19 protein-coding genes and 1 riboswitch are annotated in these 20,597 nt (G+C 34.1%); of the genes, 17 read left to right on the top strand and 2 right to left on the bottom strand.

From position 1 onward, the window contains the following. From BM183_RS02135 to BM183_RS02080, 12 genes are all read left to right on the top strand, one after another. Nucleotides 1-221, top strand: a 221-nt coding sequence (locus tag BM183_RS02135) for a transposase (protein ID WP_170847861.1), incomplete at its 5' end; no start/stop codon positions are given. A 155-nt stretch (nucleotides 222-376) separates the two neighbouring features. Then, complete coding sequence (locus tag BM183_RS02130) at nucleotides 377-673, top strand: thiamine-binding protein (protein ID WP_091684117.1); 297 nt, start codon at nucleotides 377-379, stop codon at nucleotides 671-673. After that, the gene (locus BM183_RS02125) at nucleotides 642-1,421 is read left to right on the top strand and encodes an ABC transporter permease (RefSeq protein WP_207650120.1); all 780 of its coding nucleotides are present in this window, start codon (nucleotides 642-644) and stop codon (nucleotides 1,419-1,421) included. Before BM183_RS02130 ends, BM183_RS02125 begins: the two co-directional genes overlap by 32 nt. A 142-nt stretch (nucleotides 1,422-1,563) precedes the next feature. Beyond that, a complete protein-coding gene (locus BM183_RS02120) occupies nucleotides 1,564-2,634 on the top strand; it encodes an ABC transporter substrate-binding protein (protein ID WP_091684116.1) in 1,071 nt (356 codons plus the stop codon). A 93-nt stretch (nucleotides 2,635-2,727) separates the two neighbouring features. Further along, nucleotides 2,728-3,471 (top strand): ABC transporter ATP-binding protein, encoded by a 744-nt coding sequence (locus BM183_RS02115; RefSeq protein WP_091684115.1) that lies wholly within the window; start codon nucleotides 2,728-2,730, stop codon nucleotides 3,469-3,471. Between the two features lie 219 nt (nucleotides 3,472-3,690). Beyond that, on the top strand, nucleotides 3,691-4,371 hold the full coding sequence (locus BM183_RS02110; RefSeq protein ID WP_091684114.1) for a carbohydrate-binding family 9-like protein: 681 nt from the start codon (nucleotides 3,691-3,693) through the stop codon (nucleotides 4,369-4,371). 356 nt (nucleotides 4,372-4,727) lie between these two features. After that, nucleotides 4,728-5,687 carry a metal ABC transporter substrate-binding protein gene (locus BM183_RS02105; RefSeq protein ID WP_091684113.1) on the top strand — a complete coding sequence of 320 codons (960 nt, stop codon included), beginning with the start codon at nucleotides 4,728-4,730 and terminating at the stop codon, nucleotides 5,685-5,687. Between the two features lie 96 nt (nucleotides 5,688-5,783). Next, nucleotides 5,784-6,665, top strand: a complete 882-nt coding sequence (locus BM183_RS02100; protein ID WP_242960807.1) for a metal ABC transporter ATP-binding protein — start codon at nucleotides 5,784-5,786, stop codon at nucleotides 6,663-6,665. After that, nucleotides 6,649-7,488 carry a metal ABC transporter permease gene (locus BM183_RS02095; protein WP_091684112.1) on the top strand — a complete coding sequence of 280 codons (840 nt, stop codon included), beginning with the start codon at nucleotides 6,649-6,651 and terminating at the stop codon, nucleotides 7,486-7,488. The genes BM183_RS02100 and BM183_RS02095 overlap by 17 nt, the downstream gene beginning before the upstream one ends. 280 nt (nucleotides 7,489-7,768) lie before the next feature. After that, a complete protein-coding gene (locus tag BM183_RS02090; protein WP_139221466.1) occupies nucleotides 7,769-9,376 on the top strand; it encodes a hypothetical protein in 1,608 nt (535 codons plus the stop codon). A gap of 107 nt (nucleotides 9,377-9,483) precedes the next feature. Beyond that, on the top strand, nucleotides 9,484-10,602 hold the full coding sequence (gene ytvI, locus BM183_RS02085; protein WP_170847860.1) for a sporulation integral membrane protein YtvI: 1,119 nt from the start codon (nucleotides 9,484-9,486) through the stop codon (nucleotides 10,600-10,602). Nucleotides 10,603-10,777: 175 nt separating this feature from the next. Further along, complete coding sequence (locus tag BM183_RS02080) at nucleotides 10,778-11,566, top strand: type II toxin-antitoxin system antitoxin SocA domain-containing protein (RefSeq protein ID WP_091684109.1); 789 nt, start codon at nucleotides 10,778-10,780, stop codon at nucleotides 11,564-11,566. A gap of 354 nt (nucleotides 11,567-11,920) precedes the next feature. On the opposite strand, the gene BM183_RS02075 is transcribed toward BM183_RS02080, so the two are convergent. Next, on the bottom strand, nucleotides 11,921-12,829 hold the full coding sequence (locus BM183_RS02075) for a DUF2156 domain-containing protein (protein ID WP_242960810.1): 909 nt from the start codon (nucleotides 12,827-12,829) through the stop codon (nucleotides 11,921-11,923). A 21-nt stretch (nucleotides 12,830-12,850) separates the two neighbouring features. Further along, nucleotides 12,851-14,689, bottom strand: a complete 1,839-nt coding sequence (gene typA, locus BM183_RS02070; RefSeq protein ID WP_091684107.1) for a translational GTPase TypA — start codon at nucleotides 14,687-14,689, stop codon at nucleotides 12,851-12,853. A gap of 382 nt (nucleotides 14,690-15,071) precedes the next feature. Between typA and BM183_RS02065 the strand changes: the two genes are divergently transcribed. The 5 genes from BM183_RS02065 to BM183_RS02045 all read left to right on the top strand — a co-directional run bounded on the left by BM183_RS02065 (nucleotide 15,072) and on the right by BM183_RS02045 (nucleotide 20,487). Further along, nucleotides 15,072-15,704, top strand: a complete 633-nt coding sequence (locus BM183_RS02065; RefSeq protein WP_091684106.1) for a single-stranded DNA-binding protein — start codon at nucleotides 15,072-15,074, stop codon at nucleotides 15,702-15,704. 175 nt (nucleotides 15,705-15,879) lie between these two features. Beyond that, nucleotides 15,880-16,052, top strand: a riboswitch (Lysine riboswitch). 295 nt (nucleotides 16,053-16,347) lie between these two features. After that, entirely contained in the window at nucleotides 16,348-17,238 is an 891-nt protein-coding gene (gene dapA, locus BM183_RS02060) for a 4-hydroxy-tetrahydrodipicolinate synthase (protein ID WP_091684105.1), read from the top strand. A gap of 146 nt (nucleotides 17,239-17,384) precedes the next feature. Then, nucleotides 17,385-18,140: a 4-hydroxy-tetrahydrodipicolinate reductase gene (gene dapB, locus BM183_RS02055; RefSeq protein ID WP_091684104.1), complete on the top strand. Its 756-nt coding sequence runs from the start codon at nucleotides 17,385-17,387 to the stop codon at nucleotides 18,138-18,140. 321 nt (nucleotides 18,141-18,461) lie between these two features. Continuing rightward, the gene (locus BM183_RS02050; RefSeq protein ID WP_091684103.1) at nucleotides 18,462-19,640 is read left to right on the top strand and encodes an ABC transporter ATP-binding protein; all 1,179 of its coding nucleotides are present in this window, start codon (nucleotides 18,462-18,464) and stop codon (nucleotides 19,638-19,640) included. Beyond that, complete coding sequence (locus BM183_RS02045) at nucleotides 19,624-20,487, top strand: ABC transporter permease (RefSeq protein ID WP_091684102.1); 864 nt, start codon at nucleotides 19,624-19,626, stop codon at nucleotides 20,485-20,487. Before BM183_RS02050 ends, BM183_RS02045 begins: the two co-directional genes overlap by 17 nt. Nucleotides 20,488-20,597 lie beyond the last annotated feature (110 nt).

Raw genomic sequence — 20,597 nt, 5'->3', positions numbered from 1 at the left:
CGCTAATGATATTTGAAAGGCATTCCAATCTGAAATACAAATATGGAAACAGAAATTTTTGGTGCAGAGGATATTATGTAGATACAGTAGGAAAAAATGCAAAGAAAATACAAGAATATATACAAAATCAAATACAGGAAGATTTGCAATATGACCAGATATCATTGAAAGAGTATATAGACCCGTTTACGGGTGAGCCAGTACAAAAGGGCAAAAAATAAAGCCCTTTAGGGTTTGCCCGAGAAAATAGTGCGGCTGGCGAACTATTCAGTGCGTCTTTAGACGCAAGCAGGTAAAAGCCCCTTATAGGGGCAAATCAAGCCACCAGCTAAGCTGGTGGTCTTGACTTTAATAATGAAAATAAGGAGGAAAAAAAATGAACGCAAATGTAGCAATTCAAGTTTTACCACAAGTAGAAAGCACGGAAGAGGTAATCCGTATAGTAGATGAGGTAATTGCCTATATTAAAAGTACAGGTTTGAATTATTATGTAGGGCCTAGTGAAACAGCCATTGAAGGTGATTATGACCAACTAATGGAAGTTATTAAGAATTGCCAGTTAATTGCAGTAAAAGCAGGAGCACCAAAAGTATCTGCTTATGTGAAGATAAGTTTTGCGCCGGAGGGTGGTGTATTAACCATTGATCAAAAAGTTACAAAGCATCATCAATAAAGTATCTCCAATATTAGCAATAACTATTATATTAGCGGTATGGCAGCTTTTATCAGGAACCGGCATTGTTCCCAAATTTATGCTGCCTTCCCCAGCAGATGTAGTAAAAGCTTTCTTTAAAGATTTTAATCTTCTGATGCATCATGCAAAAACTACGTTAGTGGAAGCTTTCTTAGGTCTATCTTTGGGAATTTTACTTGGGTTTATAGTTGCAGTTATTATGGATCGGTTTGAAATCGCCTATAAAGCCATATACCCTGTTTTGATTATTACCCAAACGATTCCCACTGTAGCCATTGCACCTTTGCTGGTATTATGGTTAGGCTATGGAATATTACCAAAAATTTCTTTAATTATTATTACTTCTTTTTTCCCAATTACAATTGGGTTACTGGACGGCTTTAAATCAGCAGACCCGGATGCGCTGAACCTTTTAAAGGCAATGGGTGCAACAAGAATGCAGCGGTTTGTTCATATTAAATTACCAAGTTCTATCAGTAATTTTTTCTCAGGACTTAGAATTTCGGTATCCTATTCTATTATAGGTGCGGTAGTAGCTGAGTGGCTGGGAGGCTTTAGCGGTCTTGGTGTATATATGACAAGAGTAAGGAAATCCTATTCCTTTGATAAAATGTTTGCCGTTATTTTCTTCATATCCATTATAAGTTTATTACTTATGATGGGAGTCGGTCTGCTTCAAAAAGCAGTAATGCCTTGGGAAAGAGGCAAAGCCGGCGGTGGAGAATAAATGATCCGCATTACAGTGTAAAAGAATCGGAAAGGTTGAAAGAAAATAAATATATAGAAAGAATGCCACATTGTATTCTTTCAACATGATTTTGTGGCAGTATCCCATCTGAAAGAAGATAGGATATGTAACGGGTGAAAAAATGAAAAAGAATCTCTTTAAAATATTAGTAACCGTACTTTTGATCTTTGCATTAACCGCATGTTCCAATAATGGAAAGCAGGAAGAAAGTAAAACACAAGACATTGAAAAAGAAACAGAAACCGGTAAATCAGAGGGAAATTCTAAAGAAAATGCAGCCAGTGATAAAAAAGAAAAGATACGTGTAGTACTTGACTGGACACCGAATACTAACCATACTGGTCTGTATGTTGCACAGGAAAAAGGCTTTTTTGATGCTGCGGGACTGGAAGTAGAGATTATGCAGCCACCGGAAGGCAGTACAACTGCATTAGTAGGAGCAGGGGGAGCAGAATTCGGTATCAGTTTTCAAGATACTGTAGCCCCTACATTTGCATCGGACAACCCAATGCCTGTTACTGCAGTAGCAGCCATAATTCAGCATAATACTTCCGGCATCTTGTCTTTGAAAAAGTCAGGAATTGACACTCCAAGTAAAATGGCAGGCCATACTTATGCTACTTGGGATTCTCCAATAGAACTGGCAATTATTAAGAAAATAGTAGAAGATGACGGCGGTAAATTCGAAGACATTAAATTAATACCTAATACCGTAACAGATGTAGTAACCGCACTACAAACAGATATTGAATCTATATGGGTTTACAGAGCGTGGGATGGTATGGCAGCGGATGTGGCTGGATTAGATACTAATTATTTAAATTTTGCAGATTACGGAATAGAATTGGATTATTATAGTCCGATTATTATCGGAAATAATGAATACCTACAGAATAACAAAGAAACAACAAAGAATTTCTTAGATGCAGTCAGACAAGGCTATGAATATGCCATCCAAAATCCTAAGGATGCAGCAGATATTCTTGTAGCTGCTGTACCGGAACTGGATCCGGCATTAATAACCAAGAGCCAGGAATGGCTGGCAGGTCAGTATAAGGCAGAAGTAGAACAATGGGGTTATATTGATCCTGTAAGATGGGATGCTTTTTATGCATGGCTATATGAAAATGAACTAATTGAGAAAGAAATCCCGGCTGGTACCGGCTTTACTAATGATTTCTTAACGAAATAAAGATTATAAAAGTACTTATTTATTAGATCGGATACGAAAAACAGCGGAATATATTTTCGTATCCGAACTTATATACTAGAAAGGAAACATTTCATGGATAAACTGACCGCAAATCATATTTCAGTAAGCTATGACGGTGTGAAAATCATAGAAGATATCTCTATTGAATTACATAATGGTGAAATTGTATGCCTTCTGGGTGTAAGCGGCGCAGGAAAGACAACTTTATTCAACGTTATATCCGGTTTGTTAAAGCCGGATACTGGTAAAGTTGAACTGGATGGAGCGGACATTACGGGAAAAGCCGGCAAGGTAAGTTATATGCTGCAAAAAGACTTGTTACTGCCTTTTAAAACAATTATTGATAATGTATCCCTGCCTCTTATTATCGGTGGCCTAAAAAAAGCAGAAGCCAGAACCGTTGCTTCAAAGTATTTTGAAGAATTCGGTCTTGCAGGTACCGAAAAGAAATATCCACATCAGCTGTCCGGTGGTATGAGACAACGTGCCGCCCTGCTTCGAACTTACCTTTTTTCTGATAAAGTAGCATTGTTGGATGAACCTTTCAGTGCTTTGGATACCATAACAAAAAGCAATATGCATGAGTGGTATCTATCCGTTATGGAACAGATTAAACTCTCCACTTTATTTATTACCCATGATATAGACGAAGCCATCCTTTTATCGGACCGAATCTACATGATGACCGGAAAACCAGGCAAGATTAAGGAAGAAATCAGAATAACGGAACCAAAACCCAGAAGTAAAGAATTTGTGGTAAGTGAAGAATTTATGAATTATAAGAAACAAATTTTAAAGATACTGGAAGGATCTTAATCTTCGAATAAACTTTTACTTTGGCAGACGCCTATTATAATGGGTTAATGAACAGTTCAAATCCAATTAAATGCTTGTTTGTAATAGAAATTTCAAGCATGAAGAAAAGTGAAATTATAACAGCAATTTTAACAAGGAATTATAAAATGCTGGAAATTTATCATTATTAAGAGTATACTTATATAGAAAAATTCTTAGATTGAATAGAAAGGATTCTATATGGACCATACTACAACCACTGATTTTAATACCAACATAAACCATACTGCATCAATTAGCTTTAACAGGGACACTGACCCCGTTTATCCGGTACTTACCATTGAAAGTTCTGAACAACTTAATCAATGCCCGAAATTCTTAATCGATCAATATAAGTGGCCAAGAGAACGGGAAGTCCAAGCCTATGGCCAAATGGCATTATTAAAAGACTACGGACTACTTGTATCAATGACTGCAATAGAGGATAATCCATTAACTACTTATACCGAGGATAACGATCCGGTTTATAAAGATAGTGCTATGGAAGCTTTTCTAAACTTTGCAGCAGAAGATTTAGGGATTGGTTACTTTAATTTTGAAATGAATTCCTACGGTGCTATGCTTAGCGGTTTTGGACCGGTAGGAAACCGTAAAAGAGTAAAAGAGATAACAGAACTAAGAGCGGTATGCACTGCTAAAAAAGAGAAGGATTCCTGGAGTATACTATTAAAAATACCAATGGAACTTATTTGTGACGTATATAAAATTCCGTCTCTAAAACCAGGTGACCAATTTACCTGTAATTTCTATAAAATAAGTGAGGATCCTTCTATAGAACATTATGGAAGTTTTGCTCCCATCACAAATCCTAAACCTAATTTTCATTTACCTCAGTTTTTTGCAAATGCAAAGATTATGTAATTTAAACTTTATAATATTATTTCTGAAAGAAAAGGTTGTTGCAAAGCTGTCATTCAGGCAAATATTTAGCATAGTGAATTTTAAGTGAAGAATCGCGTAAGGTGAGATTCTAAACATAGAATTCAGTTTTTCTAAATATGGGTTTCCGGAATGACAGTCTATTATTTTGTAACAACCTTATTTTTTATCTCTTTTTAGCTGAAAATTATCAAATATGTTTATTGACAATCAACTATGGGTATACTATAATTATTGCAAATGATTTGCAATAAGGAAAAGTAAAGTTTGAAATTCCTTCAACCGGAGATTTATGCTACATGTAAAATCTTCAGACTTTGAAAGGAGCATATATATAAATGAAGAAAAAACTAATCGCTATATTAGGTATTATGTTAATAATCGTAATCGGTACTTCTTTTGTTACCGCAGCCACAAGGAAAAAAGAAAAGGAAGAGGAAAAGCTTACTATAGTTACTTCCTTTTACCCTATGTATATATTGGCTAAGAATCTGACCCAGGGAACAAATATAGATGTTGTTAATCTTACAGAATATAAAACCGGCTGTTTGCATGATTACCAATTAACAACATCAGATATGAAAAAGTTAGAGAATGCAGATATTTTTATTATGAACGGCGGAGGAATGGAAAGTTTTATGGAGGACATTCTGAAATCTTACCCGAATCTGCCCATTATTAATGCAAGTGAAGGTATTGCCTATTTAACCGCAGAAGGGCATAACCATGAGGAAGAAGCTGACAGTCATGAAGATGAAGCAGAAGACAATCATGAAGGGGAGGAGTACAACGCCCATGTATGGCTTAATTTGGGCCATTATTTGAAAGAAATAAAGAATGTGCAGAAAGGCCTGGAAAAGTTTGATTTGGAGAATGCCAAAATTTTTGAAGAAAACGGTATAGAATACAGTAGTAAAATTGAAACCTTGAAAGATAACATAGAAACTAATCTGGCTGATGTAAAGGAAAAGAAAGTGGTTATTTTCCATGATTCTTTTGCTTATTTGGCACAAGAGTTAGGTTTGGAGGTAATTCACACAGTAAATCTGGATGGGGAAACTGCACTAAGTGCCGGAGATATTGCAGAAGTTATAGACGAAGTGAAAGAAAACCAGGTAAAAGTCTTATTCACAGAAGAACAATACAGTACTTCCATTGCAGAAAATATTGCTTCAGAAACAGGTGCAAAAGTATATGTTATTGACTCTTTAGTTACTGGAGATATGGATGGAGACAGCTATATAAATGGTATGAAACAGAATATGGAAGTGTTAAAGCAGGCATTATTAAATCAGTAATACATGAGCTAAAACCCAAAAGATATTGGATAGGTAAAAGTTTGTACAGTAACAAAACTGTTGTTGTTATTAAAAAGCGTTTGAATTGGGGTAAGAATGAAAATGAATCATAATAATCATAAAGAATTTAAGATAGAAAAGGATAATAACCAAAGGGGAAAGTTTACCCACGCCCCAAAGGTCAGAAAGAGGGCCTCATGGAATGAGCCTCATGCCGCATGCGGTCTTCATTGTATTAAAACAAAAGATATTACAGTAAAGATAGGTGACAATACCATTATAGAAGATATTAATCTTCATATTCATTGCGGCAGATTAACTGCCATTATCGGAAGAAATGGTGCGGGAAAATCTACCTTAATGAAAGCTATATTAGGTGAGGTAAAGCATGAGGGTACCATAACCTTTGAAGATATTAAGAATAATCAAATGGCAGATTTGAAAGTAGGATATGTACCCCAGCATTTAAATATAGCAAAGAACACTCCTACCAGTGTTTATGATTTATTTGCCTCTTATATTTCCGATTCACCTGTATTTTTATTTAAAAAGAAAAAGATATACGAACAGATAGAAAAGCAATTATCTGTTTTTCGGGCACAGGATTTAATTGATAAACAAGTTTGTGATTTATCTGGCGGAGAATTACAAAGAGTCCTTTTATCCATTGCCATTACACCGGTTCCTAATTTGCTGCTGTTAGATGAGCCCATTTCAGGCATTGACCGTAATGGTATGGAATTATTCTATGAAAATATAGGCAATCTGAAAAAGAACTTTGACTTAGCAATTATTATGATTTCACATGACTTTGACTTTGTTCAAAAATATGCGGATCATGTTATTTTACTGGATAGAACTATTAGAATGGAAGGTACTCCGGAGGAGGTACTTTCCAGTGAAGAATTCAAGAATACCTTCGGAGAACTACAACCCGTTGATAACAGGAGCTTAGTGCAGGATGGAAAACATATATAATATATTAGAATTACTATTGCCCTTTAGTTGGATTACCTATGATTTTATGAAAAATGCATTTTTGGCAATCCTTATTATAACACCTCTATTTGGAATCTTAGGAACTATGATAGTGAATAATCAAATGGCATTCTTCTCCGATGCATTAGGCCATTCTGCTTTAACCGGAATGGCAATTGGAATTATATTTGGTATTCAGGATACCAATTTATCTATGGTGCTTTTTGCTGTGATATTTGCATTATTATTAAATAAGATAAAAAGGAGAAAAACCGTTTCCACAGATACGGTGATTTCTGTGTTCGCTTCTTTAAGCACAGCAATCGGATTAGTTATTTTATCCAAAGGCGGCAATTTCGCAAAGTATTCCAGTCTGTTGGTAGGTGATATATTAAGTATAACACCGAAAGAAATAATGCTATTATTATTCATATTCATAGTTACCTTAGTTTTCTGGTATGGAGCATTTAATAAACTACATGCAATCAGTGTGAATGAAACTTTGGCAAGGAGTAAGCACATTAATTCTTCATTTATTGATAACCTGTTTGTTGTTATTATTGCCCTTATTGTTATGCTTTCCATCAAATGGGTGGGAATCCTGATCATTAATGCATTATTGATCTTACCTTCAGCAGCCAGCCGGAATATATCCTCCAATATGAGAGAATATCACCTATTTTCTGTATTAATATCAGTTTTCTCAGGAATACTTGGATTAATTTTGTCTTACTATAATAATACGGCAACAGGCCCTACCATTGTTATAATAGCCTCTGTTATATTCTTTCTGACTTTACTGTGTAAACCTTATTTAAAATAATTATGATTGATATTGGGTTACCACTAACATAACCCAATGAGATGTCTTTAGGATTAGATATGTTGAAATATGTAACCTACCACTATTATTCATTGTGGTAGGTTTTTATTTTTTAATCCTTATTTAGGATATATTGCCATAGTTAGGAAATTGTGTTAAAGTATAATTGTATGTAAAGATATGTCAAGTGGTGAATTTACAACCACTGTAAATGTATTATATCAAAATCTGGAGAGGAGGAAGTATGATATTAACGGCATAAATATATCATACCGTAATTATGAAGCAAGTATTTGTACAGATATCTAAGAAAATAAAAGTTCAAAACATGATATTAACCTTAGTTATAACCGGACTGAGTTTTAGTTTCATTGGCTGCAATAAAAAAAGTGGGGAACCCTTTGATATACCCACTTCTTTTCAAGAGCAAAAATCACAGTTTTATGATTCAGATATTCAAGATAATATGATTATTATGGTGGGTGAGACGAAACACTATAGTTTAACTTTTGCAAAAGATGGTTTTAGTAATGATGAAATAGAAAGTATAAAGGTTAAGATAGCTGGGAGTCTAAATCAGATATATAAAAAGACAAAGGAGTTCCCTAAAGATAATATTGATGTCTATGTTTTTCCGGACAGCAAGTTTCAGGGATTTAATTCTAATGAAAATAAGGTATTTTGTTCTGCTTCTGACATTGAAAGTGGGGATTACTGGTATCAATTAGTCCAGAGTTATTTTGGAGTTTCTAATCCATGTATTAGCTTGGGACTAACCGGATATATCAATGATAAGGAATATGATAGGGATATATTAAAGACATATTTTTCAAAAGAAGAAAATATAGAATTACTTCATTTATTTGGTCCAAGATTTATGAAGGATTGGAATGAAAAAGAAGACTATGAGATGGCAGAAATGACTGCGATTTCTCTTACCAAGTTTACAATACAGGAAAAAGGAATCGAAAAGTTAACTGATATTGATGAAACTGTAAAGAATGCCTGGCTGAAAGAAATTGGAAGTCCCTTTACTTATCGTGAAAATGACATAAAATATAATAATTTCCAATATGCACAAAGTGAAAACCATGTGAAAATCTTTACCGATGATGCCAGATATAATATTGATAAAACTGAATTTTTTAATACTGCCAAACAGATTGAGAATTTAGTTGTAACTCAAATTAAGTGGAAAAAGGAATTAAAGGAGTATATACAGATTTATGCGCCGGAATATTATAACTCCCATGATTTTGACATGACAATTCCCTATATTTTAAAAAAAAGAAACTCTAGTGAGGAGCATAATAACGCTAATAACAATATTATAACGGTACTAAATGTTGATGATACAGTCTTTCACGAATTAGGACATATTTTCTTTCCATCCCCATTACAGTTTGGTAATATGAAAAGTGATGGTATAGCTGACTATGCAAGTTTAATTTTATGCCCATATGATCGGCGAAGAGAGTGGTATTCCAATATCATATTAGAGGACAGGAACCATGATAAATATCTACCATATGGGGAAAGCGTTAAACTGTATTATGAAGGGTATTGTAAAAAAGACAACTATTCCAATAGTGAAATTAATATAGAGTACTTAATTGATGCGTTAGCAATAGCAACCTTGAAAAAAGAGTATTTTTCCGAATTGTATCCGTTTTCTAAAAGTATTAATGATGTATATAAGATAGAATCAGATATAGAAGGAAATGAACTTACGTATATTCAAAGTTGCTCCTTTATCTCCTATCTATGCAAAGGGTACTCCTTTGATACCGTATTAAGTTACTGTACAACATCGAACACATGTGAAGAAGTTTTTCAAAAGGGCTATGAAGAGTTAAAACATGAGTGGCTGGATTATTTAGAGAGATAAAACTGAACAATTTCTTAAGATTAGAAAATCCATTTACATGGCAATTTATTGTGGGTATAATATGTAAAAGACACAGCTTCAAAAATATGATGAATGGAGAAAAACTAATGAAGAATTGGATTGTTTACCTTAAAATCGCACTAAATCTGGTACTTTTTGTACTTGGAATATTGTTTCTTGTTTTCGTTGTCCCACCTTTCATTAAGTTTTTTATGCCTTTTTTTATAGGCTGGATTATATCTATGATAGCCAATCCGCTGGTAAGGTTTTTGGAGAAAAAGGTTAAAATAATACGAAAACATGGGACTGCCATTATTATTGTGGCGGTTATACTTATAGTGATTGGAGCATTGTCTGCAATTACCTATTTCATTGGAAAAGAAGCAGTTTCTTTAGCCAGAGATTTACCTCATATATATGAGAGCCTGGAACAGAAGTTTCAGCAATTATCCGCTAACTTAAATGGACTTTATAAAGTGCTGCCTTCCTCCGTTCAGGATTTTGTGGATAAATTCAGTGTTAGCTTATCAGAATACGGCGCAACTCTTTCCAAGTCCGCACCAATTACCATCAGCAAGGCGGGAAATTTAGCTAAGAATGTAATGGAAGGTTTCTTAATGACCATTATTACCATTTTATCAGCGTATTTTTTTACTGCTGAGAGAGATAATATTGTCCGGGAAATAAAAAAAATCATACCTAAAACAGTGGGGAATTATTACCGCTTAGTAGTGGATAATTTTAAAACAGCAGTTGGGGGGTACTTTAAAGCTCAATTTAAAATTATGTTAGTTATAACTACAATTATTTTTATTGGGTTTGAAATATTAAAAATTAATTATTCCTTTTTATTAGCCATTGGAATTGCTTTTTTGGATTTTCTTCCGTTTTTTGGAACTGGAGCAGTGTTTTGGCCCTGGGCTTTGATTGATGTTTTGGTGGGTAATTATTCACAGGCAATTTATTTAATGATTATGTATCTGATTTGCCAAATTGTAAAACAAATATTACAGCCTAAGATGGTGGGGGACAGTATTGGGCTGAACCCACTGACAACATTAATATTTATGTTCATTGGATATCGGTTTATGAACGTATTTGGAATGATTATAGGTATCCCCATTGGAATGGCTGTGGTAAGTTTATGCAAATTAGGCTTATTCGATACTTTAATAAAAGGATTAAAAATTATTGTTAATGATATAAATGAATTTAGAAAATTTTAATAACATAATTATGGTACTAAATGTTACTGAATTGTATTTTTAAATTAAATTTAACAAAAATAAAAAGGAATTTTATGGTTTCGTGGTTGACCAAAGTAGAAAAATTATATATCATATCCTATAGCATCAAAGTATAGGCTTGAATATAAAAGTATTTATGCTGGAGGTTTATACCATGAGAGAAAATGGTTTACAAACTGCTTCTGTAGCTATTATTTCAGTAGAAGAAATCAGGGGGATTTTAGATAATTTTAATATAGGTAAAAAACCCCTGTCGAAATTATTGGGTTGGGGAGAAACTACAATAATACGTTATATTGAAGGTGATGTTCCTACCTTGGAATATTCAAATAAACTTAAAACAATTGCTAATGACCCCTATTATTACTTGGATATACTAACTCAAAATAAGGACAATATTACCGGTGTTGCCTTTAATAAAAGCAGAAAGGCTGTCCTGACTAAGATTATGGAAACAAAGCTTAGTCTGGTAACCCAGTATATAATAAATTTAACAGAAGGAGAAGTTTGTCCTACTTATATACAGTGGCTGCTTTACTTTTCCCAGGCATTCTCATTAGCCCTATATGATAAGGAACTGTTTGAAGACGATTATATTATAAATTTTAATTATGTCCCTTATCCAGATGTATACAATAAGCTAAAAAAACATGGTATTAATTTTTTAGAAATTGACATGAGCCGGCTAAAATCAGAGGAGACAAAACTGATTGAAAAAGTGGTGGAGTGTTTTTCCTGGTATGGAACCAAAGCCTTAAAAGCGTTACATACTTATGAACGCACTTTATTAAGAATATCCAGAGATAAAGATAGTAATAAAATAATATCAAAAGAAGCACTTAAAAATTACTTTAAAGAGGTTCTTAGTTATTATAATATATACAGTCTCAATGAAATATACAGGTATCCGGATCAAAGGATTAATGTAATAAAAGACTTATAGAAGATAAAGAGAATTATTTTTTCATTTAAAATCCAATGTTGAAGTTTAAGATTGTATATGAACGTGGATACTTTTTGTAATTCCATAAAGAAAAAGGGAAGAATCTGTATGAATCACTTCCTGACAAATAAACGGTAAGGGTTCATATGAATAAGATTCTTCGCCTTCTTATTTTAAAATTTATTATAATTGATAATTTATCATATAATAAATTATTTTCTTAAAATTAATCGTTAGTTAAAATTTAAAATTGATAATATATCAATAATAATAAATTATTACTGTTAACGAATAATAGTAAATTCTATTATTAATGGTTAATATTAATCTATGGATAAACAAGTTAATCTATATTTACTTTTGGTAAATATGATATTTGGTTTCAAATCGAATTGGCTTATAGGATAGTTTTGCTTTTCGAAGTCCTTCCTGGCCTAAATCATCTTCCCGGTTAACAATTTGTGCATCAGGGAAAGAATGCACTAAGAATTGTTGATTAATGTAGTTATATAAGCCGGGAATGTTGATATTTGCTTTTTCGATGTGAATAAAGGCACACTTAATATCTGGTGCATAGCTGCCGATGGAATAGGCTTGTAACTTTCCATCTACATATACACCTCCCATTCTGGTATTAAAATAACCACAATTACGAAAGATATTATGGATTCCATCTTCTTCGCTTCGAATGCTGTTATGTTTGTCTTCATAATCCCTGTTTTCTAACCACTTATCATGAAAGTCTTCAATTTCTTTGATGTTTGAACAGTCAAGAACTTTATATTCATAATGCCCTTCATACTTTTTCGTAAAGGAATTCACATGATTTTTCTTCTTGTGATAAGTTTTACCGCTTAAGGTCTTTAGTTTTTCCGCATCATAAATATAATCATAACTATCTCTGTCATCTACTACCTTAAATTCTTCTTCAAATCCGGGAATGGTTTTTATAGCTTCAAGAAAAGTCTGATCAATCAGATACATGTTCAATGGCTTATTTAAAACCTTATTCCAATGCTCTTTCACCATGGAAAATACCATTGGAATGTCCTCTTCTTTACACAATGGCATCATAGGAAAGAATCCTTTTTTCTCTCCGGTAACGCACATTAGGAAGGTATCATTACAATAGTAGTGAGTATCATAATAATCCTGCCAAATATATTGATTAACAAACTGGCGTTCAGAGAGATAGACCGGCCTTAAATTTGCGTAGGATTGAAACTTTGCACCATCTGTGATTGAGAACTTCTTAAATTCCATATCCACAAAATTACCCCCTTATTATTTTTCACCATTTTGGCTATTTCTTTTTGCCCTCATACGCAGTGTTGGGTCTAGTATTTTTTTACGCATTCTTAAGTTAGTTGGTGTTACTTCAAGTAACTCATCTGTTTCAATGAATTCAAGAGCCTGCTCCAAACTTAATATTCTAGGAGGAGTAAGCCTTAAGGCCTCATCGGAACTGGATGATCTTGTATTGGTAAGCTGTTTTCTCTTACATACGTTAACTTCAATATCTTCTGATTTTCCATTTTGTCCAACAATCATACCAGAGTAAACTTTTTCACCGGGGCTGATAAATAAGGTACCCCGTTCTTGGGCATTAAATAATCCATAAGTAATTGCCTCACCTGTTTCAAAAGCAATTAAGGATCCTTGTTTTCTGTATTGAATATCGCCTTTATATGGACCGTAACCATCGAATATGGTATTTAGTATACCATTTCCCTTAGTATCTGTCATAAATTCTCCACGGTATCCTATCAGTCCTCTTGCTGGAATTAAGAATTCCAGTCTGGTATATCCGCCGCTTCCATTTGCCATGCCTTGAAGTTCACCTTTTCTTTGGCTTAATTTTTCAATGACAGTGCCTGAGAATTCATCCGGTACATCGATATAAGCCCTTTCGATTGGTTCTAATTTCTTACCTTTTTCATCATATTTGTAGAGAACTTCTGCTTTGCTTACTGCAAATTCATAACCTTCACGGCGCATATTTTCAATTAAAACGGATAAATGTAATTCACCACGGCCGGAAACTTTATAACTTTCTGTAGTTTCCGTTTCTTCTACGCGAAGACTTACATCTGTATTCAATTCTTTAAATAATCTATCTCTTAAATGTCTGGAAGTTACATACTTTCCTTCCTGACCTGCAAATGGACTGTCATTTACGATAAAGTCCATAGCAATGGTGGGTTCAGAAATCTTCTGGAATGGGATTGGCTCCGGATTCTCAGGAGAGCAAATAGTATCTCCAATATGAATATCAGGAATTCCGGATATAGCCACAATGGCACCTATAGTTGCTTCATTTACTTCAACCTTTTTCAGCCCTTCGAATTCATATAATTTACTGATCTTTACTTTTTGATTCTTATTGGGATCGTGAGCATTGACTAAAACAACTTCCTGATTTACTTTAATAGTTCCGTTATCTACTTTACCTACACCGATACGGCCTACATATTCATTATAGTCAATGGTACTGATCAATACCTGAGTATTTGCATCAGGATCACCTTCCGGAGCGGGAATGTAATTAATGATGGTTTCAAACAGTGGCTGCATGCTTTCGGGAGTATCACCCATTTCAAGTACAGCAACACCTTTTTTAGCGGAGGCATATATAAAAGGACTGTCCAATTGTTCTTCAGAAGCATCCAAATCAATGAATAATTCCAATACTTCGTCAATAACTTCCTGGGGTCTTGCTTCCGGACGATCTATTTTGTTAATACAAACAATAACCGGTAAATCCAAATCAAGAGCTTTTCTAAGAACGAATTTGGTTTGAGGCATGGCTCCCTCAAAAGCATCTACTACCAATATAACACCATTTACCATTTTTAATACTCGTTCTACTTCTCCTCCAAAATCGGCATGTCCCGGAGTATCAATAATATTAATTTTGGCACCGTTATAGAATACGGCAGTATTCTTTGCCAGTATAGTAATTCCACGTTCTCTTTCGATATCATTAGAGTCCATAACTCTATCTTGTACAACCTGATTGGAACGAAAAGTACCGCTTTGCTTCAGCAACTCATCTACCAGGGTTGTTTTACCGTGGTCAACGTGGGCTATGATTGCAATGTTACGTATATCTTCTCTTTTCATTATAAAAATCCTTCCTATTGGGTTAAACTTATTAATGCCCAAAAATGTATATATGTTATAAATTAAGTTTTCTACATTATATTACAAAAAATACAAAAGAAATCTAACTTAACTATTGTAACACAAAAGTGAAAATTTACAAGCGGTTTCCTAGCTTTCTGTAAATTTTCATCAAATTGTTGCTTTACCTATGTTTACAATTCAATAAATTAGGGAATATTAAAATAATATATATATTTTTTAAAATTTTTATTCTAAAAAGTACATTTCCTGCATACATATATTAGTGGATAATAATTTATCTTGAATTCAAGGACAATAAAGTGTTGGGGTACCAATCGATATTGTACAGAACAGGATTAAGAGAAGGGAGTCATACGATATGACAGATAAAGTATTTGATAACAATCAAGTAAGTATTGCAGGAGAGGTTGCAAGCGATTTTGTATTCAGCCATGATGTATTTGGGGAAGGATTTTACGTTTTAGACGTATCCGTAAGTCGCTTAAGTAATTCCAATGATATCATTCCAATTATGGTATCGGAACGTCTGATTGACGTAAAACAAGATTTAAGGGGCAAATATGTGGAAATAAACGGCCAATTTAGATCTTATAACCGTCATGAGGATAACAAGAATCGTTTGGTTTTGTCAGTGTTTGCAAGAGAAATCAGAGTATGTGAAGAAGATATGGAGGGAGCAAGACCAAATTATATCTTTTTGGATGGATTTGTCTGCAAACAGCCGGTTTATCGAAAAACTCCTTTAGGAAGGGAAATTGCAGATATTCTCCTTGCTGTTAATCGTCCTTATGGAAAATCAGATTACATTCCTTGCATCTGTTGGGGCAGAAATGCAAGATTTGCTGAGAATTTTACGGTTGGCGGTCATATTCAAGTATGGGGAAGAATACAAAGCAGAGAATATCAGAAAAAGATTGGTGAAAATGATTTTGAGAAACGGGTTGCTTATGAAGTATCCGTTAGTAAATTAGAGTATTTAGAAGAATTTTAATATATATTAGAAAGACACTTTATTAAAGAAAGTAAGTACACCATAATTAATTAGTATAGTATTCCGCTATATTGAGTACCTATGGTGTACTTTTTTTCTGTTTTACATAATTTAGTGTTGACAACCTATATCCATAATGCTATGATGTAGGCAACATAATACGGAATTTAATAAGTATTTTGGTAGAGGCGCATCTTTTAAGACTATATTACAGGATATGGCAGACATAGAGGAATGTAATAGAAAGGAAAAGATGCCGAAATTAAGGTAATTCTGCATTATCTTAGTTGGGCTTATGGTTAATAACTATATGACTGTCATCATATCTGATGGAGTGCTACCTAAAGAATGTCAAGCCAATACAACCATGGGTCATTATATAGCCAGGTTTAAGGTGATACAATCCCTATTCTTTAGTGTCGACTCATTGTCGGCTTTTTTTATGCATAAATTAGCATTTTCCACAGCATGAATCATTGGATAAGCTAATATCGTATAATATAGCAAGAGCAATTATTATGGAGACATCAAGTTCATTGGAATAGTCAAAGTCGGTTTCTTTCTATGAAGGTATGGCTAAATATTCATTAGAAGGCAAAGGTATAACATGTAGATATGATACATATTAATTAGGAGGTGCCACATGGCAATTTTTAGAGGTGCTGGTGTTGCTATCATAACACCATTTAAAGAGAATATGGAAGTAAATTATGAAAAACTGGGTGAACTAATTGAGTATCAGATTGCAAACGGAACAGACAGCATTATAATCTGTGGAACAACCGGAGAAGCTTCTACTCTCACTCATGAAGAACACTTAGAATGTATTCGTTATGCTATCCACAAGGTGAATAAGAGAATACCGGTTATTGCCGGAACCGGTTCCAATTGTACGGAGACAGCCGTTTATTTATCAAAAGAAGCAGAAAAATACGGAGCTGATGGACTTTTAGTTGTAACACCATACTATAATAAAGCAACTCAAAAAGGTTTGATTGAGCATTTTACCGATGTGGCTAAATCAGTTGACCTGCCTATTATTATGTACAATGTACCGGGAAGAACCGGTTGTAACATTCTACCGAAAACAGTTGCACATCTAGTAAAAAATGTGGATAACATTGTTGGAATAAAAGAAGCTAGTGGAAACATCGCTCAAGTTGCCAGCTTAATGAACTTAACGGAGGGGAATATAGATTTATATTCCGGTAATGATGATCAGATTCTTCCGTTACTATCCTTAGGCGGTTTAGGCGTTATCTCTGTATTATCCAATATTGCACCAAGAGAAACCCATGATATGGTTGCCAGATATTTTGAGGGTGATATAAAAGGAAGCCGTGAACTTCAATTAAAAGCAATTCCATTAGTAGAAGCATTATTCTGTGAGGTCAATCCCATACCGGTTAAATCAGCAGTTAATTTAATGGGCTTTGAGGCCGGTGGTCTAAGAAAACCTTTAACAGAAATGGAACCTGAAAACAAAGAAAAACTAATTAAGGCTATGAGGGAATTTGGAATACAGTTAGCATAAATTATTTATCAAAGCTTCATACGTTCAAGAGGAAGTATTGTGTAATTAAATGCTACAATCACAATATTTAGAAAAGGGTCTGAATAGTTTTTCAGATGTAAATTGCAGTAAGACAAGGTTTTGTCATTACGCGGAAAAGAGGAAATATGACGAAGATTATATTAAGAGGCTGTAACGGCAAGATGGGTCAGGTTATTACAGAACTATTAGTTAATGACGAACAGGCACAAATTGTTGCAGGAATTGATTTAAATGGCATAGCAAAGAACGGATATCCAGTGTTCAAATCTTTTTCACATTGTAACGTAGATGCAGATGTAATCATTGATTTTTCCTCTCCAAAGGGATTAGAGGATATGATTTTCTATGGGCAGAATAAAAATGTACCTATTGTATTATGTACAACAGGGCTATCGGAAGAAGATATCGCAATGGTAAGTGAAGGCTCTAAAAAGGTTGGCATATTAAGATCTGCAAACATGTCACTGGGTATCAATACACTACTAAAATTAGTTCAGGCTGCTACTAAAGTACTGGTTGCAGCAGACTTTGATATAGAAATCCTGGAAAAGCATCATAATCAGAAAGTAGATGCTCCTTCTGGTACTGCTTTATTATTGGCAGATGCTATTAATGAAGTATTAAATAAAGAATACACCTACCAATATGACCGCTCAAAGGAACTTGCTCCCCGGGGAAAGAAAGAAATCGGAATATCAGCAGTAAGAGGCGGTACCATTGTAGGTGAACATGAAGTTATTTTTGCAGGCACCGATGAAGTAATTGAGTTTAAACACACGGCTTATTCTAAAGCAGTATTTGCCAAAGGAGCAATTCAGGCGGCAAAATTCCTTGCAGGGAAGGGGCCCGGATTATATCAGATGAGTGATGTAATAGAATAATAGGTTAAATAATAAGTAAAAGTGCAGCTATCCTCCTGTTTTAAAATGAGTCTTTCAGATTCATTATAACAGGAGGATTTTTTTGAATGTTGAATTGTTTAAAAACTTAAAGGTAATTTGTGAAAATTCTGTGAATTGTATATATTTGCTAAAAATGTTCACAATTTCTTCGCAAAGGGGGAGTATTATTTTATATGATTAAATCATTTTTCAATGATTAAATCATTTTTCAATGATTAAATCATTTTTCAATGGTTGAATCATTTCAATGGTTAAATGATATCAATATTTATGAAATATAAATTTAAGGAGGAAAAAGCTTTGATAGAAGTAAAAAATCTGGTCAAAAAGTATGGGGACTACCTGGCAGTTGACGATTTAAGTTTTACTTTAGAAAAAGGACGGATATTAGGATTTCTTGGGCCAAATGGTGCCGGTAAGTCCACCACTATGAATATTATTACAGGATACATATCAGCCACTGAGGGAACCGCCGTAGTCAATGGATACGACATCTACCACCAGCCGGAGGAGGCTAAGAAATGCATAGGATATTTGCCGGAGATTCCACCCTTGTATCCGGATATGACAGTACGTGAATATCTCAATTTCGCAGCAGATATAAAAAAAGTGAAACGGTCTGACAGAGAAACGAATATAACCGATGTAATGAACATGACAAAGATCAGTCACGTATCAGAACGCTTGATCAAACATTTATCCAAAGGGTATAAACAAAGAGTTGGTCTTGCCCAGGCTATAATAGGTTATCCGGAATTGCTTATATTAGATGAGCCCACTGTTGGCTTAGACCCTATGCAAATTATTGAAATCAGGGATCTTATTCGTAGTTTAAGTAAAAATCATACCATTATTTTAAGTTCCCATATACTTTCAGAAGTAAGTGCCGTATGTGATGAAGTTATGATAATTAATAAGGGCAAATTAATTGTTAGAGATACTCCTGATAATTTATCAAAACATATTGGCGGTTCCAATGGACTTCATTTACAAGTGAAGGGAGAAAAGGAAGTAATTCAAAAGGCTCTTAGTTCAATAGAAGGTATTACACAAATTGAATATGAGCCAAATGAACAAGAAGGAATTATTAAACTTACCCTATACAGCGGAGAAGAAACAGATATTCGTGAAAGTGTATTTTTTGCTTTAAGTGATGTAAGATGTCCAATTCTTGATATGGCTTCTACTACAATGTCTCTGGAGGATATCTTTTTGGAATTAACGCAAGAAGATACCAATCAGATAGAAAGGGTTAAAGAAAAAACAGTACAAGAAGATAAAGTTCATGAAGAAGCAGAAGTTCATGAAGAAGCAGAAGCCAAAGAAGAAACAGAAGCCAAAGAAGAAACAGAAGCCAAAGAAGAAGCAGAAGCTCAAGAGGAAGCAGAAGCTCAAGAGGAAGTAACAGTTCATAGGAAAGTAGCAATTCAAGAGAGAGCAGAGCAAAAGGAGGAAGAAAAACATGCTGGCGATATATAAAAAAGAATTGAAATCTTATTTTACTTCTATGACAGGTTATGTGTTTATAGCCTTTTTTCTATGTATTATAGGAATATATTATGTAGCTTATAATCTGGGGGGAGCGCTGTCTAACTTTGAATACGTTCTATCATCTACTTCCTTTCTTTTTGTATTATTAGTTCCAATTTTAACTATGCGTATTATGGCTGAAGAAAAGAAACAAAAGACGGATCAATTACTGTATACTTCACCCCTTCCTCCTGTCAGCATTATTATAGGTAAATATTTAGCTGTCTTTACAGTATTTTTAATAGCGATAGCAATTGTAAGCCTTTATCCTATTATTTTATTACAATTTGGAAATGTACCATTGAAAATAGCATATGGTTCTATTCTGGGATTTTTATTATTAGGTTCTGCTTACATAGCAATGGGATTATTTATCTCCTCCTTAACAGAAAGTCAATTAGTTTCAGCGGTGGTTTCCTTTGTAGTTATATTGATTACCGTGTTAATGAGCGGTATTGTAGAAATGTTTCCAAAGGATAATAAATCAGCTTGGGCCATATTTTCTGTTATCTTAATTCTTATATGCCTGATCACCTATGCAGTAATACATAATGTAACCCTATCCTTATCCCTGGGAATTGTAGGAGAAGCGGCTCTGACGTTAATTTATTTCCTAAGGCCCACACTTTTTGATGGCTTAGTGGTGCGTTTCTTTAACTGGTTTTCTATCATTGAAAGATATGACAACTTCTTGATGGGAATGCTTGACCTGTCTGCCGTTATTTATTACATCAGTATTGTATTCCTATTCTTATTCCTAACAGTTCAATCAATTAAGAAAAGTAGATGGAACTAAGAAAAAAGAAGGTAGAAACAGTTTTTTAACTGCAATTTGTGACGGGTACAAAATTGCCGTGATTATTAAATAGCGCTGGAATCGAGATAAGGTTGAAAAACAACTTTTCA

Source organism: Anaerocolumna aminovalerica, assembly GCF_900115365.1.
GTDB lineage: Bacteria > Bacillota > Clostridia > Lachnospirales > Lachnospiraceae > Anaerocolumna > Anaerocolumna aminovalerica.
Note: the sequence above shows the minus strand (reverse complement) of the source record. Positions and strands in the feature narration are given on the sequence as shown.

What these genes read in the sequence shown, in the direction of transcription:
- BM183_RS02130 (WP_091684117.1), top strand. Translation starts at nt 377, where the DNA reads ATGAACGCAAATGTAGCAATTCAAGTTTTACCACAAGTAGAAAGCACG.
- BM183_RS02045 (WP_091684102.1), top strand. Translation starts at nt 19,624, where the DNA reads ATGCTGGCGATATATAAAAAAGAATTGAAATCTTATTTTACTTCTATG.
- BM183_RS02065 (WP_091684106.1), top strand. Translation starts at nt 15,072, where the DNA reads ATGACAGATAAAGTATTTGATAACAATCAAGTAAGTATTGCAGGAGAG.
- typA (WP_091684107.1), bottom strand. Translation starts at nt 14,689, where the DNA reads ATGAAAAGAGAAGATATACGTAACATTGCAATCATAGCCCACGTTGAC.
- BM183_RS02105 (WP_091684113.1), top strand. Translation starts at nt 4,728, where the DNA reads ATGAAGAAAAAACTAATCGCTATATTAGGTATTATGTTAATAATCGTA.
- BM183_RS02110 (WP_091684114.1), top strand. Translation starts at nt 3,691, where the DNA reads ATGGACCATACTACAACCACTGATTTTAATACCAACATAAACCATACT.
- BM183_RS02090 (WP_139221466.1), top strand. Translation starts at nt 7,769, where the DNA reads ATGAAGCAAGTATTTGTACAGATATCTAAGAAAATAAAAGTTCAAAAC.
- BM183_RS02115 (WP_091684115.1), top strand. Translation starts at nt 2,728, where the DNA reads ATGGATAAACTGACCGCAAATCATATTTCAGTAAGCTATGACGGTGTG.
- BM183_RS02100 (WP_242960807.1), top strand. Translation starts at nt 5,784, where the DNA reads ATGAAAATGAATCATAATAATCATAAAGAATTTAAGATAGAAAAGGAT.
- BM183_RS02120 (WP_091684116.1), top strand. Translation starts at nt 1,564, where the DNA reads ATGAAAAAGAATCTCTTTAAAATATTAGTAACCGTACTTTTGATCTTT.
- ytvI (WP_170847860.1), top strand. Translation starts at nt 9,484, where the DNA reads ATGAAGAATTGGATTGTTTACCTTAAAATCGCACTAAATCTGGTACTT.
- dapA (WP_091684105.1), top strand. Translation starts at nt 16,348, where the DNA reads ATGGCAATTTTTAGAGGTGCTGGTGTTGCTATCATAACACCATTTAAA.
- BM183_RS02095 (WP_091684112.1), top strand. Translation starts at nt 6,649, where the DNA reads ATGGAAAACATATATAATATATTAGAATTACTATTGCCCTTTAGTTGG.
- BM183_RS02080 (WP_091684109.1), top strand. Translation starts at nt 10,778, where the DNA reads ATGAGAGAAAATGGTTTACAAACTGCTTCTGTAGCTATTATTTCAGTA.
- BM183_RS02075 (WP_242960810.1), bottom strand. Translation starts at nt 12,829, where the DNA reads ATGGAATTTAAGAAGTTCTCAATCACAGATGGTGCAAAGTTTCAATCC.
- dapB (WP_091684104.1), top strand. Translation starts at nt 17,385, where the DNA reads ATGACGAAGATTATATTAAGAGGCTGTAACGGCAAGATGGGTCAGGTT.